At 66.5% G+C, this 18,596-nt stretch carries 23 protein-coding genes and 1 pseudogene; 18 read left to right on the forward strand and 6 right to left on the reverse strand.

Annotation, left to right across the window (positions count from 1 at the left end; translation table 11 throughout):
- Window positions 1–24 precede the first annotated feature (24 nt).
- From C441_RS16700 to C441_RS20065, 11 genes are all read left to right on the forward strand, one after another.
- Window positions 25–1,260: a translation initiation factor IF-2 subunit gamma gene (locus tag C441_RS16700; protein WP_049920659.1), complete on the forward strand. Its 1,236-nt coding sequence runs from the start codon at window positions 25–27 to the stop codon at window positions 1,258–1,260.
- A gap of 22 nt (window positions 1,261–1,282) precedes the next feature.
- Entirely contained in the window at window positions 1,283–1,651 is a 369-nt protein-coding gene (locus C441_RS16705; RefSeq protein WP_007276150.1) for a hypothetical protein, read from the forward strand.
- A gap of 7 nt (window positions 1,652–1,658) precedes the next feature.
- A complete protein-coding gene (locus C441_RS16710; RefSeq protein ID WP_004041780.1) occupies window positions 1,659–2,231 on the forward strand; it encodes a DNA-directed RNA polymerase in 573 nt (190 codons plus the stop codon).
- Window positions 2,231–2,428, forward strand: coding sequence for a transcription elongation factor subunit Spt4 (spt4, locus tag C441_RS16715; protein WP_004967450.1), 198 nt, complete (start codon window positions 2,231–2,233; stop codon window positions 2,426–2,428). Before C441_RS16710 ends, spt4 begins: the two co-directional genes overlap by 1 nt.
- A gap of 2 nt (window positions 2,429–2,430) precedes the next feature.
- Window positions 2,431–2,970: a GTP-dependent dephospho-CoA kinase family protein gene (locus tag C441_RS16720; RefSeq protein ID WP_007276151.1), complete on the forward strand. Its 540-nt coding sequence runs from the start codon at window positions 2,431–2,433 to the stop codon at window positions 2,968–2,970.
- A 68-nt stretch (window positions 2,971–3,038) separates the two neighbouring features.
- Window positions 3,039–3,350: a 30S ribosomal protein S24e gene (locus C441_RS16725; protein WP_004967452.1), complete on the forward strand. Its 312-nt coding sequence runs from the start codon at window positions 3,039–3,041 to the stop codon at window positions 3,348–3,350.
- A gap of 33 nt (window positions 3,351–3,383) precedes the next feature.
- Window positions 3,384–5,042 carry a bifunctional N(6)-L-threonylcarbamoyladenine synthase/serine/threonine protein kinase gene (locus C441_RS16730; protein WP_007276152.1) on the forward strand — a complete coding sequence of 553 codons (1,659 nt, stop codon included), beginning with the start codon at window positions 3,384–3,386 and terminating at the stop codon, window positions 5,040–5,042.
- A 65-nt stretch (window positions 5,043–5,107) separates the two neighbouring features.
- Entirely contained in the window at window positions 5,108–5,386 is a 279-nt protein-coding gene (locus tag C441_RS16735) for a DUF5808 domain-containing protein (RefSeq protein WP_007276153.1), read from the forward strand.
- Window positions 5,387–5,440: 54 nt separating this feature from the next.
- Window positions 5,441–6,079, forward strand: a complete 639-nt coding sequence (locus C441_RS16740) for a non-canonical purine NTP pyrophosphatase (protein ID WP_007276154.1) — start codon at window positions 5,441–5,443, stop codon at window positions 6,077–6,079.
- A gap of 151 nt (window positions 6,080–6,230) precedes the next feature.
- Complete coding sequence (locus C441_RS16745; protein WP_007276155.1) at window positions 6,231–6,638, forward strand: ACT domain-containing protein; 408 nt, start codon at window positions 6,231–6,233, stop codon at window positions 6,636–6,638.
- A gap of 206 nt (window positions 6,639–6,844) precedes the next feature.
- Complete coding sequence (locus tag C441_RS20065) at window positions 6,845–7,018, forward strand: hypothetical protein (protein ID WP_004967457.1); 174 nt, start codon at window positions 6,845–6,847, stop codon at window positions 7,016–7,018.
- A 24-nt stretch (window positions 7,019–7,042) separates the two neighbouring features.
- Here the strand turns inward: C441_RS20065 and C441_RS16750 are convergent, their stop codons facing one another.
- Window positions 7,043–7,519 (reverse strand): PIN domain-containing protein, encoded by a 477-nt coding sequence (locus tag C441_RS16750; RefSeq protein ID WP_007276156.1) that lies wholly within the window; start codon window positions 7,517–7,519, stop codon window positions 7,043–7,045.
- A 231-nt stretch (window positions 7,520–7,750) separates the two neighbouring features.
- Between C441_RS16750 and C441_RS16755 the strand changes: the two genes are divergently transcribed.
- The 3 genes from C441_RS16755 to C441_RS16765 are packed head-to-tail and all read left to right on the forward strand — an operon-like array spanning window position 7,751 to window position 10,359.
- Entirely contained in the window at window positions 7,751–8,788 is a 1,038-nt protein-coding gene (locus C441_RS16755) for a substrate-binding domain-containing protein (RefSeq protein ID WP_007276157.1), read from the forward strand.
- A gap of 24 nt (window positions 8,789–8,812) precedes the next feature.
- Window positions 8,813–9,511 carry an ABC transporter permease gene (locus tag C441_RS16760; RefSeq protein ID WP_007276158.1) on the forward strand — a complete coding sequence of 233 codons (699 nt, stop codon included), beginning with the start codon at window positions 8,813–8,815 and terminating at the stop codon, window positions 9,509–9,511.
- Window positions 9,508–10,359 (forward strand): ABC transporter ATP-binding protein, encoded by an 852-nt coding sequence (locus C441_RS16765; protein WP_007276159.1) that lies wholly within the window; start codon window positions 9,508–9,510, stop codon window positions 10,357–10,359. Before C441_RS16760 ends, C441_RS16765 begins: the two co-directional genes overlap by 4 nt.
- A gap of 290 nt (window positions 10,360–10,649) precedes the next feature.
- Here C441_RS16765 and C441_RS16770 read toward each other — a convergent pair whose 3' ends face one another.
- Both C441_RS16770 and C441_RS16775 read right to left on the reverse strand, forming a co-directional pair.
- Window positions 10,650–11,303: a potassium channel family protein gene (locus C441_RS16770; RefSeq protein WP_007276160.1), complete on the reverse strand. Its 654-nt coding sequence runs from the start codon at window positions 11,301–11,303 to the stop codon at window positions 10,650–10,652.
- Between the two features lie 42 nt (window positions 11,304–11,345).
- Window positions 11,346–11,963, reverse strand: coding sequence for a hypothetical protein (locus C441_RS16775; RefSeq protein ID WP_007276161.1), 618 nt, complete (start codon window positions 11,961–11,963; stop codon window positions 11,346–11,348).
- 98 nt (window positions 11,964–12,061) lie between these two features.
- Here C441_RS16775 and C441_RS16780 point away from each other — a divergent pair, with 98 nt between their 5' ends.
- On the forward strand, window positions 12,062–12,673 hold the full coding sequence (locus C441_RS16780) for a hypothetical protein (RefSeq protein WP_007276162.1): 612 nt from the start codon (window positions 12,062–12,064) through the stop codon (window positions 12,671–12,673).
- A 148-nt stretch (window positions 12,674–12,821) separates the two neighbouring features.
- Window positions 12,822–13,445, forward strand: coding sequence for a class I SAM-dependent methyltransferase (locus tag C441_RS16785; RefSeq protein ID WP_007276163.1), 624 nt, complete (start codon window positions 12,822–12,824; stop codon window positions 13,443–13,445).
- Between the two features lie 18 nt (window positions 13,446–13,463).
- On the opposite strand, the pseudogene C441_RS16790 reads toward C441_RS16785, so the two are convergent.
- Window positions 13,464–14,789 (reverse strand): annotated as a pseudogene (locus C441_RS16790) (MFS transporter).
- A 155-nt stretch (window positions 14,790–14,944) separates the two neighbouring features.
- On the opposite strand from C441_RS16790, the gene C441_RS16795 reads away from it, so the two are divergent.
- Window positions 14,945–16,000, forward strand: coding sequence for a pectinesterase family protein (locus tag C441_RS16795; protein ID WP_007276164.1), 1,056 nt, complete (start codon window positions 14,945–14,947; stop codon window positions 15,998–16,000).
- A 193-nt stretch (window positions 16,001–16,193) separates the two neighbouring features.
- Here the strand turns inward: C441_RS16795 and C441_RS16800 are convergent, their stop codons facing one another.
- Both C441_RS16800 and C441_RS19740 read right to left on the reverse strand, forming a co-directional pair.
- Window positions 16,194–17,990 (reverse strand): DNA methyltransferase, encoded by a 1,797-nt coding sequence (locus tag C441_RS16800; RefSeq protein ID WP_007276165.1) that lies wholly within the window; start codon window positions 17,988–17,990, stop codon window positions 16,194–16,196.
- A gap of 18 nt (window positions 17,991–18,008) precedes the next feature.
- Window positions 18,009–18,185: a hypothetical protein gene (locus C441_RS19740; protein WP_161618825.1), complete on the reverse strand. Its 177-nt coding sequence runs from the start codon at window positions 18,183–18,185 to the stop codon at window positions 18,009–18,011.
- 99 nt (window positions 18,186–18,284) lie between these two features.
- Between C441_RS19740 and C441_RS19620 the strand changes: the two genes are divergently transcribed.
- Window positions 18,285–18,569: a helix-turn-helix transcriptional regulator gene (locus tag C441_RS19620; protein WP_161618826.1), complete on the forward strand. Its 285-nt coding sequence runs from the start codon at window positions 18,285–18,287 to the stop codon at window positions 18,567–18,569.
- The last annotated feature ends 27 nt before the right edge of the window (window positions 18,570–18,596 follow it).

The raw sequence follows: 18,596 nt of genomic DNA on the forward strand, positions 1-18,596 counted from the left end.
CGCAAGATTACTCTCAGGAGGTCAATGGTGACGAAAAACCCACAACAACCGGAGGTGAACATCGGACTCGTCGGTCACGTCGACCACGGAAAGACGACGCTCGTCCAAGCGTTGTCCGGCTCGTGGACGGACCAGCACTCGGAGGAGATGAAGCGCGGTATCTCCATCCGACTGGGGTACGCCGACGCGACGTTCCGTCAGATTCCCGGCGCCGACGCGCCGGAGTGTTACACGGTCGAAGAAGAGACAGAAGACGGCGAGGAGACGGACGTACTCCGCACCGTCTCGTTCGTCGACGCGCCCGGCCACGAGACGCTCATGGCGACCATGCTCTCTGGTGCCGCCATCATGGACGGCGCCATCCTGCTCGTGAGCGCGACCGAGGACGTGCCGCAGGCCCAGACGGCCGAGCACCTGATGGCGCTCGATATCATCGGCATCGAGAACATCGTCATCGCGCAGAACAAGGTCGACCTCGTCGACCGCGAGCGCGCCCTCGACAACTACGAACAGATAAAGGAGTTCGTGGAGGGAACGGTGGCCGAAGACGCGCCCATCGTCCCCATCAGCGCCCAACAGGAGGTCAACCTCGACCTCCTCATCGAGGCCATCGAGGAGGAGATTCCGACGCCCGACCGCGACGAGACCGAAGACAGCCGGATGTTCGTCGCGCGCAGTTTCGACATCAACCGCCCGGGGACGACCTGGGACGGTCTCATGGGCGGCGTCGTCGGCGGTAGCGTCGTCGCCGGCAAACTCGAGGAGGGCGACGAACTCGAACTCCGCCCCGGCCGCGAGGTCGACGAGGAGGGCCAGACCGAGTGGCGCTCCATCACGACCGAGGTCCGCTCGCTCCAGGCGGGCGGCAACATGGTCGACGAGGTCCGCCCCGGCGGGCTCTGCGGCGTCGGGACCGGTCTCGACCCGAGCTTCACGAAGGGCGACGCGCTCGCGGGGCAGGTCGCCGGCGAGCCCGGCACGCTCCCGCCGACGCGCGAGCAGTTCACTATGGACGTGGAGCTTCTCGACCGCGTCGTCGGCGGCGAGGAAGACGAGGGTATCGACGAGATATCCACCGGCGAGCCCCTGATGCTCACCGTCGGCACCGCGACCACGGTCGGCGCGGTGACGAGCGCGCGAAGCGGCGAGGCGGAAGTCTCGCTCAAGCGCCCCGTCTGCGCCGCCGAGGGAGCGAAGATAGCCATCAACCGCCGCGTGGGCGCTCGCTGGCGGCTCATCGGTATCGGGACGCTCAAGTGACGTGACCGCCACCGTAGTCGTCATGGACACGAACGCGCACATGATGCCGGTCGAACTCGACGTCCGCGTGTTCGACGAACTCGACCGGTTGCTCGCGGCCGACGCGGACCTCGTGGTCCCCACGGCCGTCCTCGACGAGCTGGAGAAGCTCTCGGCGGGCGGCGGGACCGAAGGCGTCGCGGCGAGCGTGGGCGCGGACCTGGCGACCCGGTGCCGGGCGGTCGAAACCGAGGAATCGTACGCCGACGACGCGGTCGTCGAACTCGCCGAATCGGGCGAGGTCGACTACGTCGTCACGAACGACAAGCCCCTCCGTGACCGGGTGCTCGACTGCGGGATTCCCGTCGTCGGCATCCGGGGGCACGCCACGCTGGCAATCACGGAACCTTAACGAAACTATGTACAAACGGGTACGACTCAAAGATACAGTCGAAGTCCCACCCCGACACCTGGGCGACGTGACGCCCGAGCGGGTCAAGCGACTGTTGCAGGACAAGTTGGAAGGACGGATGGACGAGGACGTGGGGAGCGTCGTGAGCGTCGTGAACGTCAACGACATCGGCGAGGGCACCGTACTGCCCAACCGCCCCGGCGTCTACTACGAGGCCGACTTCGACGCCATCACCTACGACCCAGACATGCAGGAGGTCGTCGACGGCATCGTGGTCGAAGTCGTCGAGTTCGGTGCCTTCGTCGGCATCGGCCCGGTCGACGGACTGCTCCACGTCTCGCAGATATCCGACGAATACCTCGCCTACGACGGCGAGAACCAACAGCTCGCGTCGACCGAGTCCAACCAGACGCTCGCCGTCGACGACGAGGTTCGCGCTCGCATCGTCACCAAGAGCATCGACGAGCGCAACCCGCGCGACTCGAAGATCGGCCTCACGGCCAAACAGCCGGGGCTCGGCAAGCACGGCTGGCTCGAATCGAAGCGCCAGCAGAGCGAGGCCTCGGCGGAGGGTAACTGATGGCGAAGCCCCGTCTCGCCTGCCGCGAGTGCCACTTCGTCAACGAGCCGGACAAACAGACGTGTGAGAACTGCGGGTCGAGCAGTCTCACCGAGGACTGGGCGGGTTACGTCGTCATCACCCACCCCGAAGACAGCGAAATCGCCACCGAGATGAACGTCACCGAGCCCGGTGGCTACGCGCTGAAGGTCCGCTGAGGATGCTCACCCTGCCGACGGCGCTTCGGGCGGCGTTCAAAGAGCCGTTCGGCCCGGTGTACACCGAGGCCGACGACCTCCTCGCAGACGCATCCAGCGAGGACGCGGGCGCGCCGCTCGTCGCCGTCGGCGACGTCGTCACCTTCCACCTCCGCCGCGCCGGTCGCCCGCCGGACGTGGCAGTCATCGACGGCAAGACGAAACGCGAGGCCGTCGGCGAGGAGATTCGCCGGGCGGTCGAGACCGGCCGCCTCGTCGAGGTCGAAAACGAACCGGGAACCGTCTCCGTCGCCCTCGTCGAGGCGCTCGTGGCCGCGCTCGACGACCCCGAGCCGACGACGCTCCTCGTCACGGGCGAAGAGGACCTCGCCACGCTCCCGGCGGTGCTCGCCGCGCCCGTCGGCTCGACCGTCGTCTACGGCCAGCCCGACGAGGGAATGGTCCGCGTGACCGTCACCGACGCGACCAAGACCGAGATGCGGGACCTCCTCGCGCGGTTCGACGGTGACTTCGACGCCGTCGTCGCGCCCATCGACGCCTGAGACGCGGGCGCGCTCGTCCCTTCGAAATCCTTTTACTTGCTTCGGGGGGAATTACTGGTAACTGAACCATGGATATCGAAATCATCTCCGAGGAGGAGAACCCCATGTTGCACCGGACGGACGTTCGATTCGAGATCGTCCACGAGGAAGCGACGCCGTCTCGTCTGTCGGTCCGCGACTCGCTCGCGGCCAAGCTGAACAAGGACTCCGACGAGGTCGTCGTCCACGAACTCGACACGAAGTTCGGCATGCGCAAGACCGCGGGCTACGCGAAGGTCTACGAGAGCCCCGAGTTCGCGCGTGACGTCGAACAGGACCACATGCTCGAACGCAACAAGATCACCGACGCCGACGCCGAAGTCGAAGCCGAAGAGGCGTAACCCCGGCTTCGACTCGTCGTTTCTTCACACTCGATGCGCATTCTCGGAATCGAAGGTACAGCGTGGGCCGCGAGCGCCGCGGTTTTCGAGACCGACGACCCCGACGCGCTCCGCTCTGAGACCGGGCGGGCGCCCGACCCCGCGGCCGACCACGTCTTCATCGAATCTGACCCCTACCAGCCCGACAGCGGCGGCATCCACCCGCGCGAGTCGGCCGAACACATGGGCAACGCCATCCCCGAGGTCGTCGAGACCGCGCTCGCGCACGCCGCGGCGCGACACGACGGCGACGGCCCCGTCGTCGACGGCGTCGCCTTCTCCCGCGGCCCCGGTCTCGGGCCGTGTCTCCGCATCGTCGGCACCGCGGCCCGCTCGGTCGCCCAGACGCTCGACGTGCCGTTGCTGGGCGTCAACCACATGGTCGCACACCTCGAAATCGGCCGCTACCAATCGGGCTTCGACTCGCCGGTCTGTCTGAACGCCTCGGGCGCGAACGCCCACCTCTTGGGCTACCACAACGGCCGCTACCGCGTCCTCGGCGAGACGATGGACACCGGCGTCGGCAACGCCCTCGACAAGTTCACCCGCCACGTCGGCTGGACCCACCCCGGCGGCCCGAAGGTCGAGAAAGCCGCGGAAGACGGCGACTACGTCGAACTGCCGTACGTCGTCAAGGGGATGGATTTCTCGTTTTCCGGCATCATGAGCGCCGCGAAGGACGAGGCGGACGCGGGCACGCCCGTCCCCGACATCTGCGCCGGCCTCCAGGAGACGGTCTTCGCCATGCTCGCCGAGGTGGCCGAGCGCGCGCTGTCGCTGACGGGGACGGACGAACTCGTCCTCGGCGGCGGCGTGGGCCAGAACGCCCGCTTGCGCGAGATGCTCGCGGAGATGTGCGACCAGCGCGGGGCGGAGTTCTACGCGCCCGACCCGCGGTTCCTCCGCGACAACGCAGGCATGATAGCCGCCCTCGGCGCGCGGATGCTCGCCGCGGGCGACACGCTCGCGGTCGAAGAATCCACCGTGGACCCGAACTTCCGACCCGACCAAGTGGCCGTGACGTGGCGCGGCGCGGACGAGTCGGTCGCGCGCGCCCACACGGACGACGGCGCGATTCGCGGGGCCGAGGCGACCGTCGATATCGGCTCCGAGGAGGTCGTCAAGCGGCGCGTCCCGAAGACGTACCGCCACCCGGAACTGGACGAGAGAATCCGCCGCGAGCGGACCAAAGCCGAGGCGCGGCTGACGAGCGACGCCCGGCGCGCCGGCGTTCGGACGCCCGTCGTCCGCGACGTCGACCCCGTCGACGGCGTCATCGCGTTCCAGCGGGTCGGCGACGCGGACCTCGCAGAGCGCCTCGGCCCCGAGGCCGTCCGCGTCGTCGGCGAGTCTCTCGCGCGACTGCACGAGGCCGGCATCGTCCACGGCGACCCGACGACGCGGAACGTCCGGGTCGGAACGGGGCCGGACGGCGACCCGCGCGTGTACCTCATCGACTTCGGCCTCGGCTTCCACACGGGCCACGTCGAGGACCACGCGATGGACCTCCACGTGTTCGCCCAGAGCGTCGAGGGGACCGCAGACGACGCCGCTCCCCTCATCGACGCGCTCGAAGCGGGCTACGAGACCATCGGCTCCGAGGAAGTCATCGCTCGGTTGCGCGAGGTCGAGTCCCGCGGTCGGTACCGGTAGGTCGCCGCGGCCGGACTCGTCGGAAGGCCAAAACGATTTATCCCGAGCCGGCGTATTCGTCTCACATGGCAGACAAACCGCAGCGCGGAACGCTTTTCGGAATCCCGTACAACTTCGAGCGACCGAGCGCCGGCCGACTGCTCTCGTCGTACTGGCAACCCGGCAAGGGAATGCTGGTCGAAAAGCCGTTCGGCATCGGCTACACGCTGAACCTCGCGAGCTGGCGGTCGTGGGTCGTCCTCCTCGTCGCCGGCGGCCTCCTCTGGAACGAGCGCCAGAAGGCGGAGGAGACAGAAGAGGAAGCCGAGGCCGACGACGGCCCCGTCGAAGTCATCGTCGACTGAGGCGAAGCGACCGACACCGACGACTTTTCCACGTCCGCCCGCGGAGGGGCGGGCATGCTCCGATACGTCACCACGAACGCGGGGAAGGTCCGCGAGGCGCTTTCGTACCTCGACGACGACGTGACCCAACTCGACTTCGACTACACCGAGGTGCAGGCGTCCGACCTCGGCCCCATCGCGGCCCACGGCGCGCGCGAGGCGTACCGCTACGCCGACGAGCCGGTGCTCGTGGACGACGCCGGGCTCTTCATCGACGGGTTCGAGGGCTTTCCCGGCCCGTACTCCTCGTACGTCGAAGACACCCTCGGCGTCGAGGCGGTCCGCCGGCTGGCCGCGGCCGAACTCGACGAGCCTCGTCGGGCGTCGTTCCGGTGTGTCCTCGCGTACTGCGACGGCGAGCCGTTCGAGGCGAGTCCGGACCCGATAGACCGCGACGACCGGACCGTCGCGGCCGCCCGCGGCGCGGAACAGGACACAGAGGAGACGGAGGCGCTCCCGGTGAAGCTCTTTACCGGAAGCGTCAACGGTCGCATCGTCCCGCCGCGCGGCGAGGGCGGCTTCGGTTACGACCCCATCTTCGAACACGACGGCGCGACGTTCGCGGAGATGAGCGCCGAGGAGAAAAACGGCATCTCCCACCGCGGGCGGGCGTTAGCGAAGTTTGCGACGTGGTTTGCTGAGCGAACGGAGTGAGCGAGGCAAACGTCGTCGGGCGCGAAGCGTCCGACGGAAGTACGCCGAACGTTAGTGAGGCGTCCGTTGAAAGTCTTCGAGTAGTATCGGTGCGTTGAGCGGGAGTCGCCGCGACCACTACGCTTACCCCGCCGGGGCGACCCCGAGACGCATGGACCCGAGCGACTTCTTCGAGGGTGGGACCGTGACCGTCTCGGCGGCGACCTACGCGGTCGTCAAGGCCGAGCGGGGCGACCCGAACGCCTTCGCGACGATTCGAGACGACGCGGAGACGACTGTCGTCGTCGAGGAGGAGCGCGTCGACGAGCAGACCGCCATCGACGTCGAGTGGGGTTGGAAGCGACTCACCTTCGAGATGGTTCTGCCGTTCGAACTCGTCGGTTTTCTGGCGCGGGTCGCGGGCGCGCTCGCCGAGGAGGACATCTCGGTGTTCGCGCTGTCGGCGTACTCGACCGACCACGTGCTCGTCCGCGAGGGCGACGTGGCGGCGGCCGCGGCGAAGCTCGAATCGCTCGGCTGTGCCGTCGAGCGCGCCGAGGGATTCGGAGACGGGAACTGACGCCGAAACCGGCGCGCGGTCGAACAGCTTGATACGGTCGGCGGTGAGACATTAGCCACGATGTCCCCCGCCTGCGACGAGCTCCCTCCGCTCGTCACCGACCCCTCCAGCGGTATCGACTGCACGCGCTCCACGACAGCCGGCCCCGTCACGCCCCGCAATCGACAGGGTCCGCACTCAGGGACGACGGGCGCGTACGGAGACGCATGAACCGAGCGAACGTCGTCGCCGCCGGCGCGGCCAGCGGCTACGGCATCGCCGTCTTCGCCGCCATCGCGGTGTTCTTCGGCGACGCCTCGCGGGGCCTCGGTGTGGCCGTCGGCTTCGGTCTCGTGACCGTCCTCGCCATCTTCGCGGTGACGCGCGTCCTCGGCGACTGAGCCGGTCGGCCGCGACCCGTCTCGCTACGCCCGCGGGTCGCGGTCCGGGCCGGGGTACGGCCCGTCTTCGACCTCGGCGTAGAGGCTCTCCGGCGCGAACAGCGACGCGAACGCCTTCGGATGGCGGATGCTGACCGGGAAGCGGCCGCCGAGCGCCGCGCCCGCCCGCGCCGAGCTGAGTCGGTCGTCGAACGTGAGGAGGTGCATCGCGCCGCCGCGGTAGGCCGACGCCAGCGCGGGGTTGTCGCCGTCGGGGTGGGAGACGAGTTCGGCCCACGAGTCGACTTTCTCGCGCCAGTCGGCCGCGAGGTCGGCGTCCGCGAGCGACGAGACGACCGCCTCGGCGTCGTCGAGAAGCGGGTCGCTGGCGACGAGCGTCGTCCACGAGTGCCGCCGGAGGTGGTCGAGCGCCGCTCTCGCGGGGCCGTCGGCGAGGAGGTCGGCCGCGAGCACGTCGGCGTCGGCGACGACCCGCGCGGGCGAGGGCTCCGTCTCAGGCATCGTCGCCCCGGCGGGCGCGGAGCGCCTCGGTGATGTCGGCTTCGGTCGTCTCGTAGGCGGCGGCGCGGGCGAAAAGCGATTCCCAGCTCATGGGCGCTAGCACGGAGGGGGTCGAAAAGAATCCGACGCAACCGGTTTCAGGCGCGGGTCGTTTCGAATCCTCGAGATTGAAATTATTTGTGGTTACATCACATGGGAAACAGTTATTCCCCGTTCGGCGAACCACAATGCATGGCGATAGAGCGACGGCGCTTCTTACAGGCGGCCGGTGTCGGTGCGGTTCTCGGACTGAGCGGATGCACGGGGAACACGAGTCCCCCGGAGGCGAACAACGAAACCTCGGAGGCGTCCGGGGGAAGCCAAAGCGAAGGCGAGAGCGGCGCGGCCCGGGAACTCACGCTGGCGACGACGACGAGCACGTACGACACGGGACTGCTGGACGCCCTGAACCCGGTATTCGAAGAGCAGTACAACGCCCGGGTGAAGACCATCTCGCAGGGGACCGGCGCGGCAATCGAGACGGCGCGAAACGGCGACGCCGACGTGATTCTCGTCCACGCCCGCGGCGCGGAAGACGAGTTCCTCCGAGAGGGCTACGGCGTCAACCGCCGCGACGTGATGTTCAACGACTTCGTCATCGTCGGGCCGGCCGACGACCCCGCGGGCATCTCGGGGATGGAGAGCGCGACCGACGCCTTCGCGACCATCGCCGAGGCCGAAGCGACGTTCGTCTCCCGCGGCGACGACTCGGGGACGAACAAGAAGGAACTGCTCATCTGGGAGGCCGCCGGGGTTTCGCCGTCGGGGTCGTGGTACCGCGAAATCGGGCAGGGCATGGGCGACACGCTCGTGCAGGCCGACCAGTCGGGCGCGTACACGCTCTCCGACCGCGGGACGTTCCTCGCGACGCAGGACAACGTCGACCTCGAAATCCAGGTTCAGGGCCCGCTCAAGGACGGCCCGACCATCCTGAAGAACCCCTACGGCGTCATCCCGGTGAACCCCGCAAAGTACCCCGACGTGAACTACTCGCTGGCGATGGCGTACGCCGGCTTCCTCACGGGCCCCGAGGGACAGGAGATAATCAGCAACTACACGGCTAACGGGTCGCAGTTGTTCTTCCCCAACGCGCTCTCGGAGGAGCCGCAGTTCGGCCAGTACGTCCCCGAGGACTACGACGGCGGGGAGAACGCCTCCGAGTCGTCGGCGTCGGTCTCCGACGCGCAGTTCGAGTCGTGGGTGGCACAGCACGTCCCCGAGGACTTTTAGTCCGACCGGACCCCACCACCGACCGTGTTCGGCCTCGGCGACCTGAACCTCACTTACCTCGTCAGCATCACGGCGGTCTCGCTGTACGTGAGCACCGCGGCGGTCGCGCTCAGCGCCGCAATCGGCCTGCCCCTCTCGCTCGTGGTCGGCTTTCGCGACTTCACCGGGAAGTCCGCCGTGACCTCGCTCATCTCGACCGGCATGGGCTTTCCGAGCGTCGTCGTGGGCCTCGTCGTGCTCTTGGCACTCTCCCGGTCGGGGCCGCTCGGGGCGTTCGAACTGCTGTTTACGCCCGAGGCGATGATTCTCTCGCAGACCATCCTCGCGCTCCCCGTCCTCGTGAGCGTCTCGCTGTCGGCGGTCCAGTCGGTGCCACAGGACCTCAGAGACGCCGCGTTCGCCGCCGGCGGCACCTCGACCGACGTCGCCCTGTTGGTCGTCCGCGAGGCGCGCTACGGCATCGTCACGGCGCTTCTGGCCGCCTACGGCCGCGCAATCAGCGAGGTCGGCTCCGTGCTCATCGTCGGCGGTAACATCGTCTTCTCGGACAGCACGTCGTTCACGCGGACGCTCACGACGGCCATCACCGTCGAGGCGCGGAAGGGGAACATCGAGACGGGCATCGCCCTCGGAGCCATCCTGCTCGCGCTCGTCCTCGGCGTGAACGCCCTCGGCGCGCGCTTCCGCGACCGGACTCCCGGACGGAACGGGAGGGGACGATGACGGCCGGAGTCCCCGGCGGCGGCGCGTCCGGCGCGTCCGACGGGTCCGACTCCGCATCGACCGACGCGCGACACGGTCGGACCCGACTCGCGGCGCGCGGCCTCGGCCACGGCTTCGGCGACGGCGCGGTGCTGGACGACGTCTCGCTCGCCGTCGAACCGGGCGAGATTCTCGCCGTCGTCGGTCCCTCGGGAACCGGGAAGACGACGCTGTTTCGACTGCTCGCGATGTTCGAGCGCCCCGACGAGGGGTCGGTCGAAGTCGGCGGCGACGACGTGTGGGACCTCCCCGAGGCCCGTCGGCTGGCGGTCAGACGCAGGGTCGGGATGGCCTTCCAGACGCGGAGTCTGTTTTCGACGACGGTCGAGGAGAACGTCTCCTACGGGCTCCGCGTCCGCCGGCCGTGGTCGGCTCGCGTCCGCGACGCGGTGGCGGGGCTGTTCGGCCGCGACGAGCGCGCAGACACCGTCAGCGACGCCCTGCGGACCGTCGGCATGTTCGACAAGGTCGACCGCGACGCCGGCTCGCTGTCGGCCGGGGAGGCCCAGCGCGTCGCCATCGCTCGCGCGCTCGCGCCCGACCCCGACGTGTTACTGCTGGACGAGCCGACCTCGAACCTCGACCCGCGGAACACCGCCGCCATCGAGTCGGCGATGCGGGCCGCCCGAGACCGGGGCATCGCCGTCGCGCTCGCCACCCACGACATGCAACAGGCCCGGCGGGTGTCGGACCGGACGGCCGTCATCCTCGGCGGGACGTGCATCGAATCGGGACCGACCGACGCGGTGTTCGAGTCGCCGGACGACGGCCGGGTCCGCCAGTTCGTCGAGGGGAAGCTCGTCTACTGAGCGCGGATGACCGCGGCAACCTCGTCGTCGGTATAACAGCAGATATTGCGTGTAGATGGCGTGTGACTCCCGTCTGACGCAGATTTAAGGTCCCCCGTACGTACCCGAGCATAGGGCGCGGATTCGGCCTCAGTTCCCATCCTCCCACCGACGCGCCCGGCACGAAAACCACCACCACCATCGTCGTTCTGGTTCCCCCGGTACGACACTCGGCGCCGCCACCACGGCGCTGTTTTCCGAGACCGACTACTCGTCCAGTGACGTCTCGGCCGCGGCGGTCGGCTGGAGGGTCAGCCGAGCAGTTTCGACCGGACTCGCTCCAGCGCGGTTCGCTCCGTGAGGAGCGCGAGCTGGTCGCCGGGCTCGACGACGGTTCCCGGTAGCGGAATCGTCATCGGCTCGCGCTCCCGGCCGTGGGCGTAGACGCGGCCGTCCGCACCGAGGTCGATGTTGGCGACGTGTTCGCCGACGACGGGCGCGCCGTCGGGGACGCTGACCGTCGTCAGCCGAAGCTGGTCGGTCAGGTCGCCGATGGCGTTGAAGTCGCCGCCGAGAAGCGCCGTCTTCGCGCCGGCCGCGCCGAGGCGTTCGGGGTAGATAATCTCGTCCACGTCGTCGGCGTAGCGCTCGTAAATCTCCTGCCGGTAGTCCTCGCTGATGCGCATGACCGTCCGGCAGTCGTACTCCTTGCCGAGCATGCAGGCCGCGAAGTTGACGTTCGGGTCGCCGGTCAGTCCGCCGACGGCGTCCGCGCCCTCGACGCCCGCCTCCGTCAGCACGCTCTCGGTCCCACCGTCGCCGAGTACGGCTTCGAACCCCTCGTCGCGGGCGCGGTCGACCTTCTTTTCGTCGTTGTCGACGACCGTCACGTCGTGGCCCTCCTCGCGGAGCACGCGAGCGGTCCGCGAACCCACGCGCCCGTACCCAACGATAACGAGTTTCATGGTAGTAGTATACACATCAGGTGGCTAAAAGATGGTCCCCCGTCAGGGGCCGGTCCGTTCGAGTCGCTCCCTGATCGAATCGATGGTGTCGGCGAGCGGCGGCGCTCCGAAGAGGGCGACGAGCACCGCGCCGACCGTGTCGAAGACGAGGTCGACGATGGTGTCGGCGAGTCCGTACTGGACGAGGACGGCCTCAGAGCCGATGGCCTCGGCGGCGAGGCGCGCGCCGAACTCCAGTACCTCCCAGAACACGCCGGCCGCGAGCGTGAAAAGCAGGATGTAGACGAACATGAAACGGTCGGGGAGGTAGACGGCCTCGGTGTACTCGTCGACGGCCCGCGCGGTGACGTAACCGACGGCCGCGACCACGGTCGCCGAGAGCGTGTGGGTGACGTGGTCCCACCAGTCGATGTAGTTGTACGGGCCGAGCATGCCGGCGGCGTGGAGCAACACCGCCAGCGTCAACCAGAGGCCGAAAAGCGGGTGGAGCCGAATCTGCCAGTCGCGGCGGAGCACCGCGGGGAGGAACGTCGCGCCCAGCGCGAGCACCGCGTTGACGACGACGCTCGGGTTCCGCGTGTAGACGCCGACGAGGAAGATACACAGGATAACGACCTGAATCGCCAGCCCCGCGAGTCGCTCGATTCGACGGGGGACCATTACGGTGCACTACGGCCTGAGCACCCTAAATTCGACCGTGTGACTGGCTAGCACGACCACCGACACCGTTTTTCCTCCAGATTGCATACGACCCACCGATGATGGCCACCACTCACGCCCTCGCGGGTGTCGTTCTCGGCACCGCCGTGTGGGCGCTGGTCCCCGAGGCCGGGATGCTCCCGGTGCTCGCGGCCGCACTCGGCGGCCTGTTCCCCGACTTCGACCTGTACGCGGGCCACCGGAAGACCCTCCACTTCCCCGTGTACTTCAGCGCGCTCGCCGCGCCCGCAGTCGCGGTCGCCGCGCTGAACCCGACCACCACGACGCTCGCCGTCGCGCTGTTCCTCGCGGCGGCCGCGCTCCACTCCGCGTCCGACGTGCTCGGCGGCGGCCTCGAACTCAAGCCGTGGCTCGGCACCTCCGAGCGCGCCGTCTACGACCACTGGAACGGCCGCTGGCTCGCCCCGAAGCGGCTGATTCGCTACGACGGCGCGCCCGAGGACCTCGCGCTGACGCTCGCCTTTGCCGTCCCGCCGGTCCTCGTCTTCGACGGCCTCGCGGAGACGCTCGTCATCGCCGCGGTCGCCGTCTCCGGCGTCTACGTCCTGCTCCGCAAGCCGATGGTCGCTATCGCCGAGACCGCCGTCGACGCGATGCCCGACCACGTCGTCGACTACATGCCCGAGCGGTTCGTCCGCGACTTCCGCTGAGCCGCACCCGATTTTCGAACGCGTTTCGACCCTCGTTACTCCGTTTTTCGACCGTCGCCGTCACCCCGAACCGACGGCCCGCGTGGGGTCTGTCACGGGACAAGACACTTACCCGGCGGCCGCGGGGTGGAACCTGATTACGTCCAGCATGACAGACCAGCGCCGCGCCGTCAGAGACGCGTACGACAGCCTCGCCGACGACTACCTCGACCAGCGGAGCGACGACGCGCCCGCGGTTCTCGACGAACTCGCCGACGCCCTCGACTCGGGCGCGCGGGTCCTCGACGCCGGGTGCGGACAGGGGACGCCGGTGACGGACGCCCTCGCCGCCGACTTCGACGTGGTGGGCGTCGATTTCTCCCGCGAGCAACTGCACCTCGCCCGCCAAGACGTCCCGGCGGCGCGGTTCGCACAGGGCGACATGACCGCGCTTCCGGTCCGGTCGGACTCCTTCGACGCCGTCTGCGCCTTCTACTCCGTCATCCACGTCCCAATCGCGGAACACGAGCGGGTGTTCGCGGAGTTCGCCCGCGTCCTCCGACCCGGCGGCACCCTGCTTTCGACCGTCGGCGGCGAGGCGTGGAGCGGCGCGAACCCCGACTGGCTCGACAGCGGCGTCGAGATGCGCTGGAGCTTCCCCGACATCGAGGAGACCTACGAGACGCTCGACGCGGCCGGGTTCGCGGTGGAAGCCGAGTTCGTCGTGGACGACGAACTGGGGAGTCAGTACCCGTTCGTACTGGCGCGGTACGAGGGCCGAGGCGGCTGTTAGCGCGGAGGGACACGTCCCTCAGTCGGTCGGCTCCGCGGTCGCCGATAGAGCCGCGTCGGTCCGGGACTCCCGCCGGTGGAGCAGGTACGCACAACACACCGCCACGACCCCCGCGGCGGTGGCGATGCCGAACGCGACGCGGTAGCCGGTCGCCGTGTAAACCCGCGCCCCGGCGACGGTCTCGCCCGTCCAGTAGGCGTCGAGTGCGAGGCCCATCACCGCCGGGAACAGCGCCGCACCGAAGTAGCCCATGCTGTTTATCGCGCCCGTGACGGTCGCGCTCGCGGTGGCGTCGTGGCGCTCCTTGGCGACCGTGAAGGCGATGACGGCCCCGCCCATGACGAACAGCGCCGAGAACAGCAGGACGCCGACCACGAGGAGCGGCGGCGTCACGAGGAGGAAGACGAGCCCATAGGAGAGGGTGAAGACGACACAGGAGGCGACGATGAGTTCGGTTCGGTAGCCGATGCGGTCCGAGAGCGTCCCGAGCACGGGCGACCCGAGGAGGAAGCCGACGTTACCGACGAAGACGAAAAGCGAGGCCGTCCGGACCGACACGTCGTAGAGGTCGGCGATGTAGGGGACGCCCCACAGGCCGGTGACGGTGAAGTTGGTGCCCAAGACGAGAAACAGCATCGTCCCCATCAGCCACGTCTCGCCCTCGCGGAGGACGCGCCTCGTGTTCTCGACGACCGCCCCGAGTTCGACCGACGACGCGGGCGGACGGACGCCGTCGAGGGGGTCGAACCCGGCGTCTCGCGGCCGGTCGCGGACCGCGAGGTACGTCACGACGGCGAGACCGACGCCGCCGACGCCGACCCCGAGGAGGACCGAGCGCCAGCCGACCGCGTCGATGGCGACCGCGAGCGGCGTCGTCGCGAGCACGCCGCCCATCCCCGCCGCGGCGACGGTCCACCCGGTCATCGTGGCGAACTCGTCCGGTCGGTACCAGTTCGCGAGGAACCGGAGCGTCGCCGTGTAGAGGACGCTCCCGCCGAGGCCGAGGAGCGCCCGCGAGGCGAACGCCACCTCGTAGGTCGGCGCGAGCGCGAAGCCGAAGACGCCGAGCGCCATCACGGCGAGTCCGCCGGCGGCGACCCGGCGCGACCCCGCGCGGTCCACGAGGATGCCCGCCGGTAACTACAGGCCGGCGTAGATGTAGAAAAAGGACGCGTGGAGCATGCCGAGTTCCGCGCCGGTCGTGTCGAACGCCCGCGCGAGGTCGTCGGCGAGAACCGCCGAGGTCACGCGATGGAAGCTGACGAGGAGAAAGCCCGTCGTCAGGAGCGCCCAGAGCGCCCACCGGAGCCGGGTCGGCGCCGACCGAACTGAGAACCGTGTCATAGCTCAGGCGACACCGCGTGCGTGTAAATGTCTGTCGCGGACGTTCGTGAACGTCGGTGCGAGTTCTAGTTACCGTGGCGCAATCGCTCCCCGCGCCGCCGTGAGTTCCACCGGTATCCCCCAAGCGTATAGCGTCGGCGAGGGTGGTACGACCCATGATCGCATTACTCACGGCTCTCGCAGTCGCGGTCGGCTGTCTCGCCGTCGCCGCCGGAGTGGCCGGAACCCTCGGGGGCGCTGACGACGACGACACCGGCGGTTCCGACGACGCCAACGACACCGACGACACCGGCGATTCTGACGACTCCGACGAGTACGACTACGTCGTCGCCAAGGACGGCTCCGGCGACTACGAGACGATTCAGGCCGCCATCGACGGCGCGAAGTCGTTCCCGCCGGACCGCATCCGCATCCTCGTCCGCGCGGGCGTGTACGACGAGAAGGTCGAGGTCCACGCGTGGAACCCCGACGTCACCCTCGTCGGCGAGCGCGCCGGGGAGACGGTCATCACCCACGACGACCACTTCGAGAAAATCGACCGCGGGCGCAACAGCACCTTCTTCACCCACACGCTGAAGGTCCGCGGCAACGACTTCCGCGCCCGAAACCTGACCGTCGAGAACAGCGCCGGCCCGGTCGGACAGGCCGTCGCCCTCCACGTCGACGCCGACCGCGCCGTCTTCGAGAACTGCCGCTTCCTCGGCCACCAAGACACCGTCTACGCCGCCGGCGAGGGCGCGCGCCAGTACTTCTCGGAGTGCTACGTCGAGGGGACGACCGACTTCGTCTTCGGCGGCGCGACCGCCGTCTTCGAGAACTGCCGCGTCCACTCGAAAGCCGACTCGTACGTGACGGCGGCCTCCACACCCGAGAGCGAGCCCTTCGGCTTCGTCTTTCTCGACTGCGAACTGACCGCCGACCCCGACGTGTCCGAGGTGTATCTCGGCCGCCCGTGGCGGAATCACGCCCGAACCGCGTTTCTCCGCACCCGGATGGGCTCGCACGTGCTCCCCGCCGGCTGGCACAACTGGTCGCGCCCGGAGGCCGAGGTGACGGTCGAATACGCGGAGTACGACAGCCGAGGACCGGGTTCGGAGGGCGAGCGAGCTCCGTGGGCGGCGGCGTTGACTGAGGTGGAGGCTGAGCGGTATTCGAAGGCGAACGTGTTGGGTTCGGAGGGTGATGGGGAGTGGTGGGACTGGGAGGTGTGAGAGTGCGGGAGGGAGGGTTTAGTCTCGACACACAAGCCGACGCCGCCACACGAAGCGATGTACCGGTTTCTGAACGACGAGAAACCGAAGGCCACACAAGACCCCTCAAGGACTACTGGACGGTTCTGGATGATGAAAAGCCCGTTCCAAGCCGCTTACGAGTACATCAGTAGCGAGAGCCCAGTGCAGTGTTTTATTCTCTCGGTTTTTGGAGGATCGTGGCCCACTCGCACTCGATGACGCCCCCGTTATGTTTTCTGCCTTTGAACAGGTCGCGATTGGTGATCCTGTCCCACGCAGACCCGACTAGTCGGAATCCCTCGTCGGCTTCAAAGTCTCCGCCGTGTCCCTCGAACTTACCGAGGTTCTGTGCGATGTCGGCAACGTACTTGTGGCTGTGAATGAGTCGTTCGCCAATCGTGTTCTCACCGATGACGAAGAAGTAGTAGCCACCCGGTTTCAGGTGTTCATAGACACGGGCCAAGTTCTTGAGCATCCCGTCACCGAAGAACTTCCAAGTCACATACGCCTTGCGCTCGGCCTCGTTGTGGTCAAGATGGTGAATCGCCTCGATATCAGCGTCCAGATGGGGCAATCGAGTGTGTTCGTATTCCTCGTCTGTTCCGCACCAAATGTCACGAATCGCGGCGGGGAGTTCTCTGTCAACCTTACTCATCGACACAGAGTTAGTCCCGATGATGGACTGACGGAGTTCTTTCGCGTCGAATTTTTCGTCTTCTTCGAGGAAGTCATATATCCAGAACAGACGGAGTTTCGACCCCCTGTAGTAATTCATCGCGTTGATGTACGGAGGCGATGTGACTGCGAGGTCTACACCCTCCCGATGCTCAGGGATATCGAAGGTTCGAGCGTCACCCAACCTGATATCAACGTCGGCCTTGTGAGCGGCATTGTTCGCTACGTTCTCTGTTTGCCCTTCGTTCCCAAACGTTTGGATGGTCTGCTGGATAGTTCCGTCGCTGTAGTTTGTGTCGTATATGTCGTTCCACAGCGCAACGAGTTTACCCCGTGTCTCTTTCAGTTGTTGTGCGTGCGTGTCGAGAATGTCCGGTGGATGGTCTCCTTCCTCAATCTTCCGCCGCATCTTCTTCGATTTATACGCTTTGGAGACACCGGGATCAGCATTAGAGACCTCGAAGACCGTATTCGCAATCATCAGCGTCAGCCAGCGATCCAGGCGGGTTTTGACTTCGTCAGTGCCCATCCCAAGGTCATCAACTACCGCCTGTTCACCCTCGCCAACGTTGGAGAGTGGCTCGAAGTCACCCGCTATGAAGTCGGCGAGGGCTTTCCTGATTCGGGAGAGATCGCGGATTGCGACGGGTTCGAACCAGTGTTCCTTGTTCGTTCTGTCAAGGAATTCTGCGTCATACTCCTCATAGACCCGTTCTTCGGTCTGGTCGAGAAGTCGAAGGTACTCTTCTTCTGCGGCTTCCAAACAACTGGGTGGAATGGGTGAGGTAGAAACTTCGGAGACCAACCGGGATAGCGGATTAATTTCAATTCCTACGTAGTCCCTTCCGTTGATTTTCGCTTCGAGTCCGGTCGTACCACTTCCAGAGAACGGGTCGAGGACAAGTGGCCGTTCCCCATCTTCGTTCTTTTCTGTTGTGAACTGTCGAATAATATAGCTCGGGATATGTGGGATAAAGATGGCCGGGTGCTTGTGGATAGCGTGCGTGAGGTAGGTCGTATTAGGGATGGTTCTTCCGTCGCCTAGACCGTTGGCGAGGTCTCGGAAATCCATTTCAGGGTACTCTTCCGGTTCACCCTCGAACGCGTACTCGACACCCTCGCCTTTGGGGACGTCTCCGAGAAGGTATCCGATTTCACCCGGCGACTCGCTCATCCCCGGATTATCCTCGAAACGGAAATCTGGGAACACTCGGTTGCCCTCCTTTCTCATCTCAACGCCCCCGTATTGAGCGTACAGAGAGCCGATTCCCCTACTGGGGGCCTCCTCAGTCATTGCTGACTCCTTTCTGTGTCATCGTTTAATACCTGCTGGAACTTCGGGAGTGTCCCCCGTCATTTTGAGATGGTCACGGTAATCCAAGAGAATACCGGCAAGCATGGCGTTGTCAAGCCCAGACTTTTCTGCCCTCTGAAGTAACTCCGAGAGTTCGCTCTGAAACGCTCCGTAGGACTCGATTTCGTCGGTCATCTTTCGGCTCTCAGTAAATCGTACTATCCAGACCCATTTAGTTGTGTTGCAATATATGCAACACACATAATTATCGGAGTTATCTACTATCGTTCATCTGTGCCAAAGAAAGCGGATGTAGAACCGTCTTTTAGCGAAGCAGAACTCGAAGTAATTCGGTATTTAATCGAGCATCCGGAGATGAGCTACAAGGAAATCGCCGAGGAACGGGGAGTGGCTCGTGGTACGGTTAACAACGCTGTTGCACGAATTAGAGACAAGACCAGGGTTTCCTTTGCAACGCTTCTTGAAAGTCCTCACACGGCCGAGGTCGCCAAAGAGATTGAGGAGGATGATTTAGACGAACTTATCTCTCGGTTGAAACAGGCGCGGGGCGGTAATTGAGCCAACCACATTTATACAGTCTGTGTC

It is taken from the genome of Haloferax sulfurifontis ATCC BAA-897, from assembly GCF_000337835.1.
GTDB classification, from domain to species: domain Archaea; phylum Halobacteriota; class Halobacteria; order Halobacteriales; family Haloferacaceae; genus Haloferax; species Haloferax denitrificans.